Annotated in this window: 16 protein-coding genes; 12 read left to right on the top strand and 4 right to left on the bottom strand. The window is 56.6% G+C overall.

Annotation, left to right across the window (positions count from 1 at the left end):
* Nucleotides 1–3 precede the first annotated feature (3 nt).
* The 3 genes from ACQGQ5_RS05270 to ACQGQ5_RS05280 all read left to right on the top strand — a co-directional run bounded on the left by ACQGQ5_RS05270 (nucleotide 4) and on the right by ACQGQ5_RS05280 (nucleotide 1,774).
* On the top strand, nucleotides 4–330 hold the full coding sequence (locus tag ACQGQ5_RS05270) for a hypothetical protein (protein ID WP_455735509.1): 327 nt from the start codon (nucleotides 4–6) through the stop codon (nucleotides 328–330).
* 112 nt (nucleotides 331–442) lie between these two features.
* Entirely contained in the window at nucleotides 443–670 is a 228-nt protein-coding gene (locus ACQGQ5_RS05275) for a hypothetical protein (RefSeq protein ID WP_455735510.1), read from the top strand.
* A 426-nt stretch (nucleotides 671–1,096) separates the two neighbouring features.
* Nucleotides 1,097–1,774 (top strand): peroxiredoxin, encoded by a 678-nt coding sequence (locus tag ACQGQ5_RS05280; RefSeq protein WP_455735511.1) that lies wholly within the window; start codon nucleotides 1,097–1,099, stop codon nucleotides 1,772–1,774.
* A 213-nt stretch (nucleotides 1,775–1,987) separates the two neighbouring features.
* Here ACQGQ5_RS05280 and ACQGQ5_RS05285 read toward each other — a convergent pair whose 3' ends face one another.
* Nucleotides 1,988–2,875 (bottom strand): GGDEF domain-containing protein, encoded by an 888-nt coding sequence (locus ACQGQ5_RS05285; RefSeq protein WP_455735512.1) that lies wholly within the window; start codon nucleotides 2,873–2,875, stop codon nucleotides 1,988–1,990.
* Nucleotides 2,876–3,127: 252 nt separating this feature from the next.
* Here ACQGQ5_RS05285 and yaaA point away from each other — a divergent pair, with 252 nt between their 5' ends.
* Complete coding sequence (yaaA, locus tag ACQGQ5_RS05290) at nucleotides 3,128–3,916, top strand: peroxide stress protein YaaA (RefSeq protein ID WP_455735513.1); 789 nt, start codon at nucleotides 3,128–3,130, stop codon at nucleotides 3,914–3,916.
* Between the two features lie 78 nt (nucleotides 3,917–3,994).
* Here yaaA and def read toward each other — a convergent pair whose 3' ends face one another.
* Together def and ACQGQ5_RS05300 are read right to left on the bottom strand one after the other, a co-directional pair.
* Nucleotides 3,995–4,471 carry a peptide deformylase gene (def, locus tag ACQGQ5_RS05295; RefSeq protein WP_455735514.1) on the bottom strand — a complete coding sequence of 159 codons (477 nt, stop codon included), beginning with the start codon at nucleotides 4,469–4,471 and terminating at the stop codon, nucleotides 3,995–3,997.
* Entirely contained in the window at nucleotides 4,443–4,706 is a 264-nt protein-coding gene (locus ACQGQ5_RS05300; RefSeq protein ID WP_455735515.1) for a helix-turn-helix transcriptional regulator, read from the bottom strand. The genes def and ACQGQ5_RS05300 overlap by 29 nt, the downstream gene beginning before the upstream one ends.
* 148 nt (nucleotides 4,707–4,854) lie before the next feature.
* Between ACQGQ5_RS05300 and ACQGQ5_RS05305 the strand changes: the two genes are divergently transcribed.
* Both ACQGQ5_RS05305 and ACQGQ5_RS05310 read left to right on the top strand, forming a co-directional pair.
* Entirely contained in the window at nucleotides 4,855–6,402 is a 1,548-nt protein-coding gene (locus ACQGQ5_RS05305) for a ClC family H(+)/Cl(-) exchange transporter (protein WP_455735516.1), read from the top strand.
* A gap of 148 nt (nucleotides 6,403–6,550) precedes the next feature.
* Nucleotides 6,551–7,111 (top strand): flavodoxin family protein, encoded by a 561-nt coding sequence (locus ACQGQ5_RS05310; protein ID WP_455735517.1) that lies wholly within the window; start codon nucleotides 6,551–6,553, stop codon nucleotides 7,109–7,111.
* On the opposite strand, the gene ACQGQ5_RS05315 is transcribed toward ACQGQ5_RS05310, so the two are convergent.
* Nucleotides 7,112–8,344, bottom strand: coding sequence for an ROK family transcriptional regulator (locus ACQGQ5_RS05315; protein WP_455735518.1), 1,233 nt, complete (start codon nucleotides 8,342–8,344; stop codon nucleotides 7,112–7,114).
* A 311-nt stretch (nucleotides 8,345–8,655) separates the two neighbouring features.
* Here ACQGQ5_RS05315 and ACQGQ5_RS05320 point away from each other — a divergent pair, with 311 nt between their 5' ends.
* The 6 genes from ACQGQ5_RS05320 to ACQGQ5_RS05345 all read left to right on the top strand — a co-directional run bounded on the left by ACQGQ5_RS05320 (nucleotide 8,656) and on the right by ACQGQ5_RS05345 (nucleotide 16,845).
* Nucleotides 8,656–10,302, top strand: coding sequence for a peptide ABC transporter substrate-binding protein (locus tag ACQGQ5_RS05320; protein ID WP_455735519.1), 1,647 nt, complete (start codon nucleotides 8,656–8,658; stop codon nucleotides 10,300–10,302).
* 85 nt (nucleotides 10,303–10,387) lie between these two features.
* Complete coding sequence (locus tag ACQGQ5_RS05325) at nucleotides 10,388–11,329, top strand: ABC transporter permease (RefSeq protein WP_455735520.1); 942 nt, start codon at nucleotides 10,388–10,390, stop codon at nucleotides 11,327–11,329.
* A 4-nt stretch (nucleotides 11,330–11,333) separates the two neighbouring features.
* Entirely contained in the window at nucleotides 11,334–12,260 is a 927-nt protein-coding gene (locus tag ACQGQ5_RS05330) for an ABC transporter permease (protein WP_455735521.1), read from the top strand.
* A gap of 12 nt (nucleotides 12,261–12,272) precedes the next feature.
* On the top strand, nucleotides 12,273–13,283 hold the full coding sequence (locus ACQGQ5_RS05335; RefSeq protein ID WP_455735522.1) for an ABC transporter ATP-binding protein: 1,011 nt from the start codon (nucleotides 12,273–12,275) through the stop codon (nucleotides 13,281–13,283).
* Nucleotides 13,276–14,256: an ABC transporter ATP-binding protein gene (locus tag ACQGQ5_RS05340; protein ID WP_455735523.1), complete on the top strand. Its 981-nt coding sequence runs from the start codon at nucleotides 13,276–13,278 to the stop codon at nucleotides 14,254–14,256. The genes ACQGQ5_RS05335 and ACQGQ5_RS05340 overlap by 8 nt, the downstream gene beginning before the upstream one ends.
* Before the next feature lie 33 nt (nucleotides 14,257–14,289).
* Nucleotides 14,290–16,845, top strand: coding sequence for a transglutaminase domain-containing protein (locus tag ACQGQ5_RS05345; protein WP_455735524.1), 2,556 nt, complete (start codon nucleotides 14,290–14,292; stop codon nucleotides 16,843–16,845).
* The last annotated feature ends 72 nt before the right edge of the window (nucleotides 16,846–16,917 follow it).

Genomic DNA, 16,917 nt, shown 5'->3' on the forward strand with positions numbered 1-16,917 from the left:
TTCATGACGGTTCTGGAAAAATATCTGGCAGGGATCAATCACGGCGACGCAAAGGAAATTTCCGGGCTTTTCACGGAGGAGGGCAAGTTCGACGACGGCGCAAGAAGGACCCATGGGCTTCCGGATTTAGTGGCCATCGGAGAGGAGCGCATCCAGGTTCTTTGGGCCGCTCTTTTCGCCTCCTATCGGATGAGTGCCAGACTGATAAAACTCAATGAAAACTCCATGGAATACGAAGTCCTGATTGACGGTTCGACTTTTCCGTGCATCGGCGCCGCGACGCTGTCAAAGGACGGCCGGATCGCCGAATACACCATCCGTCCCCTCTAACCAACACGATCGGGCTAAAGCGGCCGTTCCCGGAAAAGAAGTCCGCCGGCCCGGAAACACCGGGTAAGAATCTTCCCGAGGGATATATCAAACGGTGACAGGAGGAATTCCCATGATAGAGAACAATGATAGAAGCCGCGTTCGGCGTTCCGACGGAACTGTCCGGGAGCAGATACAGCCGTCCATAAACCGTGGGACTATAGAAGGCCGGGAAGCGAACCCCGCCGCCAACAGCGGTCCTTCGCAGCCCTATCCGGCTGAAGCCATAAAAGCGCTTCAGGAGGAAAATAAAGGGCTACGGATGGAAAACGAGCTGATGCGGCTTTTTTTAAGCTTATGAGTATATAAACGGGGAGAACGCTCGAAAATTTTTTTGGGACCTTGGCGGAGAGTGGACACACGCTCCGCTTTTTGTCGTTCCCTATTGCCGGAAAACTTGCCTGACGCCACAGAACTTTCACCGGAAAGCACCGGCGACTGTCTATCAGACTTTGGAAGTATGAAATAGGTTTATGGATCACAAACAGGTACGGCGGATTAAGGAGCAGTACCCGGAAGGCGCCCGGATGCCGCCGTAGTCGCTTAAAAGCGCATCCGTCTTATACCCGCGCGCAAAACAGCCATTGGCTGGAAGCTGGGCGGCCGCTCCGCCTGACCGGCCCTGAAACTGATTTGCCGCTCTTCTGTGATCTCGTTACAGAAGCGGATTGGTTCCACTGCTATAATACCTATATAAGATTTCTAAAATAAAAAGGAGAATGTGAACATGGAAGAAATGCAAGTCGTAAGAATGCCCTTGATCGGGGATACCGCTCCGAGCTTTAAGGCTGTGACCACGCAGGGGGAAATCAATTTCCCCGAGGACTACAAGGGGAAATGGGTCATCCTTTTTTCCCACCCCGCCGATTTTACGCCGGTGTGCACCACCGAGTTTATGACCTTTGCCTCTATGGCGGATGAGTTTAAAGCGCTGAATACCGAGCTGATCGGCCTTTCGGTGGACTCCCTCTATGCGCATATCGCGTGGCTGCGCAGGATTCAGGAACTCGAATGGAACGGAAAGAAGAACATAGAGGTCAAGTTCCCGCTGATTGAGGATATCCGAATGGAAGTCGCCAACAAGTATGGCATGATGCAGCCCGGACAGTCCAATACCCAGGCGGTGCGCGCGGTATTTGTAATTGATCCGAATGCCAAAATCCGCACTGTTTTGTATTATCCGCTTTCCACCGGCCGCAACTTTGACGAAATCAAAAGAATCGTGATCGCGCTGCAAAAAGCCGACAGCGACAATGTGGCGACGCCCGCCGACTGGCGTCCCGGCGACGACGTGATCGTTCCCACCGCCGGCTCCTGCGGCACCGCCAAGGAACGCATGGATAATCAGACCGGCGACCAGTATTGTCTGGATTGGTTTATGTGCTTCCGCCGGGAAAAGAAATAGGTTCGGTTCGCTAAGGCGATAAGAAAAACAGAGAAAGGGGCATGCCGCGTAAAATTTGCGGCATGCCCCTTTTGTTTTACAGGGCAGGACTGGCGTCCCATTGTATGCATGATTGTCTGTATTCTTTAAAGTTCCGACGAATCGCTTCGAAGCTTTCCCGACTTCAATCGCGCTCCGCTTTGCACTTTGCAGTTTGTCCGCGAGGCCTGAAGTTTATTTTTCCGTTCCTTTGTGGCGTTTTTTCGCCTCGTACATTTTTTTGTCGGCCAGCTTGATGATCTCCTCCGCCGTTAAGCCGGAGTCCGGCATTGTCACCACTCCCTGTGATACCTTAATGCCAATATCGCTGTCCTGTATGGGGAACGCCGCTTGATCAAAATCCCGATAAATTCGCTGTGAAACGCGGTGCGCCTCCTCGCTTCCGGTATTGCTCAGACAAACAACGAATTCGTCGCCGCCGTAGCGGGCCGCCCAGTCCGTCGCATTTCTGATGCATTTTTGAATCGTCGCCGCCGCGAATTTCAGGACCAGGTCCCCGGCCGCATGACCGAAGGTATCGTTGACCGTCTTCATATTGTCAATATCGATGAAAATAACCGACAGCGGCTTCCGGCCCACCATCGCGCCGACAATATCGGCGGGCAAACGATCATCCAAAAACCGGCGGTTATACAAAGACGTCAGCTCGTCCCGGATGACCAGATCGTTGATATCCCTGACCGCGTTAAACAAAACCTGGCACTTATGGTATTCGCCTGTGCCGATCATCATGGTATCCGTGGTGTTTTTCAGGGTCTCCAATACCACGGGGCGCTCCATGGAGTCGATCGGCAGGGCCGTGACCAGCATAATCACATCGGGGCCGTACTCCAGCTTCATAAAGCTCTTCTGCTCCCGGTGAGCCCGGATCGACACACAGTTGTCACAGATGCGCCCGCTGCTCCAATAGGCGTAACACTCTTCGCACGTTTCGGCCGTACCGTTATTGCGGTATTCCATAACCTTTTTTTGCACGGGGTCCACAAGACGGACCGCATCATACATTTTGTGAAAAAAGTCCAGGTTCGCCTGCAGTTTGTCCAGCGTAATTTTTTCGGTCATACATACCCTCCTTAAGATGATAGAACGGAAACAACGGGATGCGTTCAGAGAAACAGAGCAAATTCCGCGCAGGCCGGGGAATAGATGTTTTTTATTATACAATGAGAACGCAAATATGGCAAACTGCTTCCTTTTACCGAAATACGGAAAATGGGCATCCGGTCCGGTATCTTGCATTATTCCGGATTTTTTGATATCATGGTTCCCAAATACAAAAACCATGCCCCACTCCGAATACAAGGTTGGAAGCCTATGCGAATCATCATTTCCCCCGCGAAGAAAATGAATACAGACACCGACAGCCTGCCCTGTGAAAGCCTGCCGCAGTTTTTACCGGAGGCGGAAGCATTGCTTTCCGCTCTGCGCGGCATGGACTGCGCCGGATTGAAGCGCCTGTGGCGCTGCAGCGATTCGATTGCCGCGCTCAACTACGGGCGTGTACAGACGATGGACCTGTATAAAAACCTGACTCCCGCTATTCTGTCTTACGAGGGCATCCAGTACCAGTACATGGCCCCCGGCGTGTTTGAGGACAAACAGTTTGCATACATCGACGAGCATCTGCGCATCCTATCGGGATTCTATGGTCTCCTGCGCCCCTTCGACGGGGTGACGCCCTACCGTCTGGAGATGCAGGCGAAGCTGTCGGTAAACGGAAAGAAGGACCTCTATGCCTTCTGGGGAGGAAAACCGGCGCGCCAGCTCTGTTCGGAGACCGGTTTTATCCTGAATCTGGCCTCTCAGGAATATAGCAGGGCGGTTTCGCGGCATCTGCCGGGATCGGTCCGCTTTCTCACCTGCACCTTTGGGGAATTCATAGAAGGCAAGGTCGTGGAAAAGGGTACCCTGTGCAAGATGGCCCGCGGGGAGATGGTCCGCTGGCTTGCGGAAAACGCCGTAACGGACCCCGGCGCCGTCAAAGACTTTCACCGTCTGGGATATACTTATCATAAGGATTTTTCCTCGGACGATCATTTCGTGTTTATCAAAAAGAAAGCACCGGCGGCCGACCCGGTCACTGCAAAGCGCGGCGAACCGTGAACCGCCCCCTCCGGAGGAGGGTCCCTGTTGCAAATGAGACCGCCAAAAACATGGCGGTCTCAAACTGTTTTCAGGACTCTATTCCTGTTCTTCAATTTCTTCAATATTGACATACTCCAGAATTTTTTCCGTAAAGACGATCCCGTTCAGATGGTCGATTTCGTGACAGAGGCATTTTGCCATCTCTCCCGTGACATCCAAAACGATCGGCTTTCCGTTTTCATCCAAAGCCTTTACCACGACATGGGACGGCCTTTTCAGCCGGCCCCAGATCCCGGGGAAGCTCAGGCATCCCTCGATCACCGTCTGCTCGCCGCTTTCTTCCACGATTTCAGGATTCACCAGCTTAAAAAGCCCTTCTCCCATATCGGCGACGACTAAACGCCTTAGAATCCCGACCTGATTTGCGGCCAGCCCGCCGCCGTTCGGGGCATGGTACATTGTCTCCGCCATATCGCCGAGAAGCTGGCGGATATGGCCGTCCACCCCGGCGACGGGTTTGCAGACCTTACGAAGAATTTCATCGTCAAACGTTCTGATTTGCCGCAGCGCCATCTGTCACCCTCCTGCTCGATTCCGCCCTCGATTTTCTCTCACTGTCTTCAAACAAAAATACGCTCTCGATCGGCTCCCCGAATACCCTTGCGATATCGTACGCAAGCCAGACGGAGGGCTCGTTTTTTCCGGTTTCGACCGCATTGATCGCCTGTCTGGACACACCCGCCAGCTCGCCCAGCTGCTCCTGGGTCAGCCCAAACAGCTCCCGAAGCTCTTTGACCCTGTTTCTCACATTCAGCCCTCCAAAGGAAAGGTTCCCTTACATATATAGTAGCGCAGGAACGCGTTTATGTCAACTTGACCTTACATTTTTTTGAAAGGATTCCCTACACCGGAATTTATGGTATAATAATGCAGAGAAAGCGGAGGCGCGCGGAAAAATGGAAAAATCGAGAACGTATCAAATGCTGTCCGATCTGAACAGACTGAAATGGAGCGTTACCTATAAGGGAGTGATCGCCGGAATGATCGCGGGGCTTCTGGTGGCGCTTTACCGTCTGGGGATTGAATTCGGCACCGAAAAATCGCTGGAGGCGTATCAGTTTTTACGGCTGTATCCGATTTATATTTTGCCGTGGATGTGCCTCATCGCAATTGTGGGATACCTTACCTACCGGCTGATAAAGCTGGAGCCGTACGCGAAGGGGAGCGGAATTCCGCAGGTTGAGGGAATCGTCCTGTTCGGAATGAAAATCAAGTGGCACACCGTACTGCTTGTGCGTTATCTGGCGGGAATCCTGACGTCTTTTTTCGGTGTTTCCCTTGGCAGGGAAGGTCCGTCCATCCAGATCGGGGCCGCCGGCGGGCAGGCGTTCGCAAAGAGGGCCGGAAAAAACAAGCTGGAGGAAAACTGTCTGATTACCGCGGGCGCTTCGGCCGGACTTTCCGCCGCGTTTAACGCGCCGCTGTCCGGAATCATGTTTGCGCTGGAGGAGATCCACCGGACTTTTTCCCCCAATATCCTGATCGGCGCGACCACGGCCGCGCTGACGGCCGATCTGGTGTCAAAATACTTTTTCGGGCTGAAGCCGGTGCTGAATTATACGGATATCCCGCAGCTGCCCATCCGATATTACGGCCTGCTGCTGCCTCTCGGGATTCTTTCCGGAATAGTGGGGGCCGCTGCCAACAAGGGACTGCTGGACGTTAACCAGCTCTACGCGAAGCTGCCCGCTTTTCTGCGGCCCGGCGCCGCGCTGCTTCTCGCCCTGCCCTGCGGGCTGCTGATCCCTCAGGTGCTGGGCGGCGGCCAGAATCTGATCCGGCTGTCCGAAAGCGCCCAGATCAGCGTTTCCCTGCTGGCGGTCTATCTGGTTATGAAGCTCGCCTTCACCTGCGTCTGTTTCGGAAGCGGGATTCCCGGCGGTATTTTTATGCCCATCCTCTCCCTGGGGGCCATGACCGGGTGTATTTTCGGAAAATTGATTACCGTATGGGGCCTGTCGGCGGACTATATTCCCGCGTTCTGCGTCTGCGCAATGGCGGGAGCCATGTCCGGTTCCGTAAAAGCGCCCGTCACCAGCATCCTGCTGATGGCGGAAATGACGGGTTCGCTGGTGCACCTGCTGCCCGTCGCGGCAGTCGCTTTTATTGCGCTGCTTACCTCCGATGTGCTGAAAATCTCCCCGATTTACGAAGTGCTGCTGGAACGGCTGACCGACGGGGAAAAGGATAGCGCCGGCGGGAAAAAGGCAGGCGCCATCATTGAAATTCCGGTGGAGCCGGGCTCCAAGGTTTCCAGAAAAAAGGTGAAGGACGTCAGCTGGCCGGAGGGTGCGCTGATCGTATCCCTGCACAGGGGGAAAAAGGAGCTGGTCCCCAACGGGGAAACGCAGATTCTGCCCGGCGACTATCTGGTGGTTCTTTCCTCCGAGCAGGGCTTTGATGAAATGAACCGGTCGCTCATGAAGCTCTGCCGTTCCGACTGATCTCCCGTGAAGGCGCGCCGCGCCCGTGGTATAATAGCGATGATACCAGCTTTGCCAATGATCGTTTCTATACGCTGTTATCCTATCGTACAGCGATCGGATTTTACGGTACGCCGTTAAAAAATACATAGAAAAGGGGATTTTTCAAATGAAGGTTTTGATTCTGTCGGGCACGCCCAAAACGGAAGGCCTGTGCTGCTCCTGTGTGGAGGCGGCTTACGCCGGCGCGAAGAAAGGGGGAGCGGACTGCGAAATCATCCGGCTGTGCGATTACGGCCTCGTCCGCTGCGCCATGTGCGGCGACGGCTGGGGAATCTGCCGCGACGAGCACACCTGCGTCTTCGGGGTGGACGGCTTCACGCAGATCCAGCAAAAAATCGCCAAGGCGGACGCCGTGGTCCTTGACACCCCCGTGTACTGGGGGGATATGACCGAAGCGATGAAGGCTTTCTTCGACCGGTTCCGCCGCTGTGAGGCGAGAAAGGGCGAGTCAGGCGCAATGGCCGGAAAGCCCGTCCTGCTGATCGCTTCTCCCGGCGGCTCCGGCAACGGGATGATCAGCTGTCTGGAGCAGATGGAGCGGCTCTGCCGTCATCTGAGCGCAAAGGTCTATGATTTTATCGGCGTGAACCGGTGGAACAGCTCCTATAAAATCGCCGCGATCGAAGAGGCGGCGGCTTCCATGGTGCGCGGCGCAAAAGAAGCCTGATCAGGTACGTTCGTGGCCCTGGTTGCACAGCCTGTCGAAGATCACCTCTTTGGACAGCGCAAAAAGGCCGTATATTCCCGAATTCTTTTCCAGCAGGGCGGGAACCACCTGTACCGGGGCAAACGCGTTTTCCCGCACGATCCGGTTGATGATCGGGAGCATCTGCGCGTGGAAGACGGTATATTCCCCGCCGAATATCACCAGATCGCAGTTCAGCAGGCAGACAATGTTGGAAATGCTTCCGCCGATAATGACCGCAATGTCGTCCACACAGGCTTTCAGGAACGGGTCGCCGTCCCGCCACACCCGGATAATATCCTTAAAGCCGATCCTTTCGGGGCTTTTGCCCAGCGCGGCAAAAGCGTCCCGCGTGCCCTGCGGCGCTTCCCCGCGGATTCTGTCCGTCAGCCCGTAGATGTTGGCCGAGCCGCCCAGATTGTTGAAGGACATCCCGCGCGCGCGGGATGTTTCGTTCTGGATGGTGATCTCGTTCGCGATCTCACCGGCGCAGTTGGCGCTCCCCCCGTAAAGCTCCCCGTTCAGGATAATGCCCGCGCCCAGCCCCAGGCCGCCGCTGACGTATACGAGGTCCCTGGAATTTTTCCCTGCGCCGCTGGTGAACTCTCCCACCGCCGCCGCGTTCACGTCGTTGACCACCAGCACCGAGGTGCCGAAGCACTCCTCCATCTTCCGCGAAAAATCGCCCATGTTCCAGTTGGCAAAATTGGAGTTGGCAAAAAAGGTCCTGTTGACCGGGTCATAGATGCCGGGGCACGAAATGGCGATGATGGCCAGGTCCCCGCTGGTCAGGTTGTTGGAGGAAAGCAGAAGCCTGACCGCGTTCAGCACCAGCTCCAGTCTGGTGGCGTAGGGGGAATCATTGGAAATGTTCACCGTAAATTTATTGATGATCTCCCCGCCCAGATTCGCAAGCACGAAAATCGGGTCCTCGAAGTTCAGCTCGATCGCAATCATATACCGGTATGCCTTGTTAAATTTCAACAAAATCGGTTTTCTTCCTCCGGAGGACATGGAAACCCCCTCGCCGAACTCCTGTATGATGCCCATGTTCAGCAAAGCTGCAATATTTTCCGTCATAGCGGACTTGCTGATGAACAGCTCACGCGCCAGTTCGGCCCTGGAAATCGGCTCGTCGCTATAGATTTTGTCCAGAATCACCCTTTGGTTGATTGACCTGATATGCGTTTGGTCCACAGTCTGTTTGATGTCCATCACGATCCGTTCAAAAAGGTTTCGTTCGTACTCTGTACGAACTTTTTTATTCATCATATCATGAGAAAACAGGAATTACAATACCCGGATTTTAAATAAAAAACGGTTGTTTCGATTGACATTTTCCGGAGTTGGTGGTAATATCATAGCTGTTAATAGTTCGGAAACAAAACAAACTAATAATTTTGCATCTTTTAAACGGAAATCATTCACCCGCCGCATTCCCCATCAGCGGTATTCTGTAGAAAGAAACTGTTTACTTTGTACAGAATTTAAAAATATCCATTATAAAAGAAAGAAGTGATTCCTTTATGAAAAAGAGCAAACTGCTTGCGCTGATTCTGGCGGCTTCCATGGCACTGGCAACCGGCGGCTGCGGCTTTACCGGCACGGCGAGCAGCGCAGCGGCATCCGGCCCGGCCCAGTCCGAAGACGCCGCAAAGACTTCGGACGGCACCATCACCGTCTACGACACCAACGAAATCAGGACTCTGGTGCAGTGGGCCGCGTCCGACAACAACTCGTTTACCATCCTGAACAACGTATCCGAGGGCCTTTACCGCCTGAACGAAAAGCATGAGCCGGAACCGGCGCTGGCGGAAAGCTACAAGGTATCCGACGACAAGCTGACCTACACCTTTACCCTGAGGGACGGCCTGAAATGGAGCAACGGCACCGCGCTCACCGCAAAGGACTTTGTGTTCTCGTGGCTCAAGCAGATGAGCACGGACGCCACCAACGGCTATTCCTTCATTATGACGGATTACATCGTAAACGGCGCCGAGTACCTTGACAACAAGGCCAAGGCGGAGGACGTCGGAATAAAGGCGCTCGACGACAAAACTCTGGAAGTAAGGCTCAAACAGCCCACCCCTTATTTTGTCAGGCTGACCGTTCTGCCCATGTTCTTCCCTCTCAACGAGGAATATGTCAAGTCACAGGGCGCAAACTACGGCCTGAAGGCGGACAATATGATTTACTGCGGCCCGTACACCCTTGCCGCCTATGACCCGGCAAGCGGCAGCACCCTCAAGAAGAACGACGGCTACTGGGACGCGGCAAACGTCAAGGTTTCCAATGTCAGCGTCCGCATCATCAAGGAGCAGGCCACCGCGCTCAACGCCTACAAGTCCGGCGAGCTCTCCCGGGTAACGCTTTCCTCTTCCGACGTACCGGCAATGAAATCCAGCGCTGAATTCAGCTCCACCAGCGAATTCAGGACCAACTACCTTCAGTTCAACCTTGCCAACAAAGCGGTTTCCAACAAGAACATCCGCCTTGCCCTCGGCTACGCCGTGGACCGCAAGACTCTGGCGGAGGTTGTTCTTGCGGACGGTTCCGCCCCGGCTACCGGCCTGATTGCCAACGGCATGTTCGGCGACGGCACCAAGTCCTTCCGTGAGCTGAACGGGGACATCACCACCTTTGACGCCGCGAAAGCCAAGGAGTGCTGGGACAAGGGCGTAAAGGAGCTGGGCAGCGCGCCCTCCCTGACCCTTCTGACGGAAGACGATTCTGTGACAAAGACGGTCGCCACCTATATTCAGGGCGAATTCAAGAAGAATCTGGGAATCGACGTCAAGATCGACTCCAAAACCAAGAAAGCAAAAAATCAGCTGATGGACGACAACAACTACCAGATGGCCGTCACCGCGTGGGGCGCCGACTATGACGACGCCATGACCTACATGGACCTCTGGACCAACGGCACGCCGTACCGCGGCAACTACAAGAGCGACACCTACAACTCCCTGATTGCCGACGCGAAGAAACAGACCGACGACGCGAAGCGCCTGCAGGATATGCTCTCCGCCGAAAAGGCGCTGGTTTCCGAAGACGCGGTTGTTTCCCCGCTGTTCTACAGAGGCTTTGCCTACCTGACAAAACCGAACGTAGAGAATCTGGTCACCCATCCGTTCGGACCGCCGATCGAATTCAAATATGCTTCCTTGAAATAAATTTACCTTATATTCCATAAAGACAAAGAGGAGGATCGTCAATGACCTCCTCTTTGTCATCACTGAGATAAGGAGGGCATACGGAATGTTCAAATATATCTGTAAACGGATTGTGTATCTGCTGATTACCTTGCTGATCATCGTCACCACGACCTTCTTTCTGATGAAGAAGCTGCCGGGCACCCCGTTCGACGCGGAGCGCTTCTCTTTGCTGTCGGCGGCGCAGCAGGCGCAGTTCCTTGAAAAATACGGTCTGAACGATCCGGTCATCGTGCAGTACGGGAAATATATCGGCAATGTGTTCAGGGGGGATTTCGGAACCTCCTTTTTCTACACGGGCCAGCCGGTTTCCGGGGTCATTCTGGGGCGGATCGGCCCGTCCGCGCTGATCGGCCTCCAGGCGATCCTGATCGGCCTTTCCGTCGGGCTGATCCTGGGGATCATCGCCGCCTGGCGGCACAACAGCGGCATCGACTACTTTACCATGGTGGTCGCCGTGCTGGGCGTTTCCGTGCCGAACTTCGTCGCCGCGGCGCTTCTGCAATATTATGTGGGTCTAAAATGGGGCGTGCTGCCCGTCGCCTTCTGGCAGAGCTGGAAAAGCTCCGTTCTGCCGTCCATCGCGCTGTCGTTCGGCGTGACGGCAATGATCGCGCGGTTTATGCGGACCGAAATGCTGGACGTACTGGAGCAGGACTATATCGTCACCGCGCGGGCGAAGGGCCTGAACCAGCTCAAGGTGCTGATGCGCCACGCGGTGCGCAACTCCATCATTCCCGTCGTCACCATTCTGGGGCCGATCGTGGTCAATCTGCTGACCGGCTCGCTGGCGGTGGAAAACATCTACAGCATCCCGGGCATCGGCAGCCTGTTTGTCGATTCCATCAAGACGAACGACTATTCCACCATTATGGGCATCACCATTTTTTACAGCGCGTTCTACATCTTTGTGGTGATGGTGGTCGATATCCTTTATTCGGTAATCGACCCGAGAATCCGCCTGGCCTCCGGCGGGAAAGGGGAGTGACGGCATGGCGCAGAAAATAGAGATCCCACGGGAGCTTTTCACAAAAGCCGTGGTGGATAAGGACGAAAGAGAACATATCGCCCGCCCCAACCTGACCGCGTTTCAGGACGGCTGGCTACGGCTGAAAAAGAACAAGGCGGCGGTCGTCAGCCTGGTGATTCTGGTTGTGATCATTCTTCTGGCCGTATTCGGGCCGATGTTCTCGAAGTACACCTTTTACGACACCGATTACCAGCACACCTACAACGGGCCCAGCGCGGCGCATCTGTTCGGAACCGACCAGTTCGGGCGCGACCAGTGGGCGCGCATCTGGCAGGGCACGCGCATTTCCCTGCTGATCGCGGTCGCCGCGGCGTTTATCGATCTCTTTATCGGCGTTACCTTCGGCGCGGTTTCCGCGCTGTTCGGCGGCAGAGTGGACGCGGTGATGCAGAGAATCATTGAAATTCTGGTCGGCATCCCGCAGCTGATTATCGTGATCCTGCTGATGATGATCATGCCCGCCGGAATCTGGACCATTGTTCTGGCCCTTTCCATCACCGGATGGGTCAATATGGCGCGATTGGTGCGCGCGCAGATTTTAAAGCTGAAAAATCAGGAATTTGTTCTGGCCGCCCGCGTTCTGGGCACCGGCAACAGAGAAATTATTACCAAGCATCTGATTCCGAATACCGTGGGCGTCATCGTCATCAACGCCATGTTCACCATTCCGTCGGCGATTTTCACCGAAGCGTTTCTGAGCTTTATCGGAATCGGCCTGGCGGAGCCGCAGGCCTCGCTCGGCGTTCTGATCAACAACGGGTATCAGGTGCTTCAGAATTTTCCGTTCCTGCTGATTTTTCCGGCCGTGATCATCGTTTTAATCATGGTCTGCTTCAGCATTTTGGGCGACGGGCTGCGCGACGCGCTTGACCCGAGAATGAGACAGTGAGGAGGACGCGCTATGAGTAAGCTTCTGGAAGTTGAAAATCTGAACGTCCATATCCATACACAGCACGGCGTTGTGCAGGCTGTGCGCGGCGTGAGCTTTTCGCTGGAAAAGGGAGAGACCCTCGCCATCGTGGGGGAGTCCGGCTCCGGAAAATCCATCACGGTCAAGGGGATAATGGGCCTGCTGCCCACAAACGGCAAAATTGCGGAGGGCTCCGTCCATCTGGAGGGCAGGGACCTTGCCGCGCTGAACGAGCAGGAGATGCAGAAGATCAGGGGCTGCGACATCTCGATGATCTTTCAGGACCCGATGACCTCCCTGAACCCGACCATGACGGTGGGCAAACAGATCATGGAGGTCCTGCATGAGCACCGCAGCGACCTGACAAAGGAGCAGCTGAAGGAAAAGGCGGTCGAGCAGATCCGGCTGGTCGGCCTGTCCAACCCGGAAACGCGCTTTTCCCAGTACCCCCATCAGCTCTCCGGCGGCATGCGCCAGCGCGTGGTCATTGCGATCGCGCTGGCGTGCAGCCCGAAGGTGCTGATCGCGGACGAACCCACCACCGCGCTGGACGTTACCATTCAGGCGCAGATTCTGGACCTGATGAAGGATCTGCAGGGAAAAATCGATACCTCGATTATCCTTATCACCCACAACCTGGGCGTGGTCGCCAACATCGCGAACCGCGTAGCCGTCATGTACGGCGGCAAGCTGGTCGAAACCGGCAGCGTGCGCGACCTGTTCTACCGCACCGCCCATCCTTATACAAAGGGGCTTCTGGCCTCCATCCCGAAGCTGCACGAGGACGACCAGCAGCTTTTCTCCATCCCCGGCACGCCGCCCGACCTGATGGACCCGCCGAAGGGCTGTCCGTTCGCTGCGCGCTGCCCGCACACCCTAAAGGTTTGCCAGGAATTCATGCCGGAATACACCCGACTTTCCGACACGCACCGCGCCGCCTGCTGGCTGCTGGACAGCCGGGCGCAGCAGGACGACGAAAAGGACGGTGAAGATCATGACTGACAATAAAGTGATTTTGCAGGTGAAAAACCTGAAAAGATATTTTAACGTGGGAAAACACCAGACCCTGAAAGCGGTGGACAACGTCAGCTTTACGGTCTACAAAGGGGAAACCTTCGGCCTGGTCGGCGAGTCCGGCTGCGGAAAATCCACGCTGGGCCGCACCATCATCCGGCTTTACGGCGCGACGGGGGGCGAAGTCTTGTTCGACGGGGTCAACGTCCACGGAAAGCTGAGCGGCGCGCAGAGCCACGAGCTTTCGCGCCGGATGCAGATGATTTTCCAGGACCCGTACGCCTCCCTGAACCCGCGCATGAAGGTCATGGACATCATCGCGGAGGGGATCGACGCGCACGGGCTGGCGAAGTCCGCGCAGGAGCGCGCCCAGATGGTCGTCGACCTGTTGGAGGTCGTCGGCCTGCAGGAGGAGCACGCCAACCGTTTCCCCCACGAATTTTCCGGCGGCCAGCGCCAGCGCATCGGCATTGCCCGCGCGTTGGCGGTCAACCCGGACTTCATCATCGCGGACGAACCGATCTCCGCGCTGGACGTGTCCATCCAGGCGCAGGTCATCAACCTGCTGAAAAAGCTGCAGGAGCAGCGCCAGCTGACCTATCTGTTCATTGCGCACGACCTTTCCATGGTCAAGCACATCAGCGACCGCGTGGGCGTGATGTACCTCGGCAGCATGGCGGAGCTGGCCTCCAGCCGGGAGCTGTTTGAAAATCCGCTGCACCCCTACACGCAGGCGCTCCTGTCCGCCATCCCCCTGCCCGACCCGGACCTGGAGCAGTCCCGCAGCCGCGTCGTGCTGCAGGGGAGCATCCCCAGTCCGATCAATCTGCCGGAGTGCTGCCACTTCTGTTCCCGCTGTCCGAAAGCCACGGAGCTCTGCAAAAAGCAGGCTCCGGAAATGGTGGAGGCGGAGCCGGGCCACTGGGTGGCCTGCCATCTGATTCAGTCCCCCGGCAAATGAGCGGTCCGGGCGTATGTTAGGAGGATCATGTAAATGATATTTTCACAGGAGTTACAGGACTCCGTTCACCGGCAGTTCCTCAAAACGCAGTCCACTCTGGGGCGGCGCGGCGGGGAGATCCTTTCGCGGCTGGACGGCTGCGAGTGCGGCCGGCGGACCGTCATGGAGTTTTTCTACGGCACCATGCCGTCCGCCGACCTGGGGGACTACGATTTTTCCCTCTACCTGAGCTATGCGGATTTCGGCCTGTTCCTGAGGGAGCATTCCCCGTGGGGCGGCCGGATTCCTGAGAATATTTTTCTGAATTACGTTTTATATTACCGGATCAACAATGAGAAGATAGAAGACTGCCGCAGATTTTTTTATGACGCCCTGAAAGAAAGAATCCGGGGCATGGGCATGAAGGAGGCCGCGCTGGAGGTAAACGTCTGGTGCGCCGAGCACGTCACCTATCAGGCCACCGACGAGAGGACCGTTTCCCCCCTTACCGCGCTGAGGTCCTCTTACGGCCGCTGCGGCGAGGAATCCACCTTTGCCGTCACCGCCCTGCGCAGCGTGGGCATTCCCGCGCGGCAGGTCTATACGCCCCGCTGGGCGCACTGCGACGACAATCACGCGTGGGTGGAGGTCTGGTGCGACGGGGAATGGTACTTCCTCGGCGCGTGCGAGCCGGAGCCGGTGCTCAACCGCGGCTGGTTCACGGAGGCTGCCGCGCGCTCCATGCTGATGGACAGCAAATCCTTCCTGCCGATCGGGGACGAGGAAGCCATCTGCACGGACGGGCAGACCATCGTTCTGAACGAAATCCGGAGATACGCGGACGCGCGCCGCTTCACCGTCACGGTTACGGACGCTTCGGGGCCGGTTCCCGGCGTGACCGTGGGGTTCGAGCTGCTCAACGGCGCCGAATTTTTCCCGGTGGCGGCCGTCGTCACCGACGAAGCGGGCCGGGCCGGGGTCACGCTTGGATTCGGCAGCGTTCACATTCACGCGGAAAAGGGCGGAAGATTTACGGAAGCCTTTGCCGATACGGAGGAAACCGACGGCGTCACCGTCGACTTTTCCGGCGCAGTGCGGGCCGAACCGGACGCGCGGGAGGATTTCTGCTTCCGTGCGCCGAAGGACAGCACCCGGAATCTTTCGCTGCTTTCCCCGGAGCAGAAGGAACGGCGAAAACAGATCGTCGACGGCGCCGAACGGAAACGCCAGCAGTACGCCAAAAGCTTCTATCAAAAGGAAAAAGCCGAGAAGCTCGCCGCGAATTTTGCCCGCCCGCAGGAGGTTCTGGCCGTCCTGAAAGCCGCCGAAGGCAATTTTGAGGAGCTGTACCGTTTCCTTTCCATGGATTTCGGCGGGGAAACCCGGGAGCTTCAGCTGAAAATGCTGCAATCCCTGCCGGAAAAGGACTGGCGCGACGTCGGAGCCGCCCTCTTAACGGAGCACTTCACGCATTCGCTCCGGTACCGGGCGGATTATCCCGAAGAAATCTTTGTCCCTTACATCCTTTGCCCCCGGGCGCATTTTGAGCAGCTGACGCCTTACAGCAGACTGCTTTCCGGCCTGCTGGACGAACAGGACGCGGCGGCGTTCCGCAAACAGCCCGAAAGGGTGTGGGGATTCATTTCCCGCTTTGAGGGCCCGGCGGAACGCGACAGCGAACGGCTGCCCGGCACCCCCGCGGGGATCCTTTCCAGCGGACAGGCAAACGAAATGGGGCGCGGCGTGCTGTTTACCGCTGTCTGCCGCACGCTGGGGATTCCGGCGCGTATCAATCCTGTTAATTTATATCCGCAGTATTACCAAAACGGCAGGTTCAAAAACGCGCAGGAAATACCCGGGGAATCCCGCGGCAGCGCCGTGCTGACCCTTTTGGGCGGCGGGGAAAACTGGTCGTATCTGCACAACTGGACCATCGCCGTGCTGAAGGACGGCGTGTACCGGACTCTGGAGCTGACGGACTCCGTCTGGACGGACGGAGCGCTGACGCTTCCCCTTCTTCCGGGCCAATACCGGCTGATTACCTCCAGCCGCACGCCCAACGGCAACCAGTTTGCCAAAAAGTACTGCTTCCGCCTTGCGGATCAGGAATCGAAGACGCTTGCCGTTTCCCTGTTCCAAACGCAGATTTCCGACCTGTTCGTGGATATCCCGCTGCCGCCCTTCCAGCTTGCCGGCGGCGGTGGCGAGCCCGTTTCGTCCGCCGCCGTCACGGACGGAAAAACCGCCGTGATGATCTGGCTGGAAGAGGGCCGCGAGCCTACGGAGCATATCCTCAATGAATTGATCGGGGCGCGGGAAAAGCTGAACGCCCTCGGCTGCGAGCTGATTTTCATCCTCCGCGGCCGCTCCGCGTGGGAGAACGAAACCTTTGCGAAAGCGTGCAGAGCCATTCCCGGCGCGCGCGTCTATTACTCGGACTTTGCCGAAACCGCCGCCCCGCTGGCGCGCAGAACCTTTGTGGACCCGGAAAAGCTGCCGCTCACCATTGTCGCGCGGGACGGCCGGGGAATTTACGCCTGCAGCGGCTACAACGTGGGCGTTGCCGACCTGCTGATCAAAATCATTGCGGCCGCCGGCGAAAAGCGATAATCAGGGAAAAGCAGAAATCAGAACACCGCATGCTCACGGCGAACCCGTGAACATGCGGTGTTTATATTTTAC

It is taken from the genome of Caproiciproducens sp. (genome assembly GCF_053840905.1).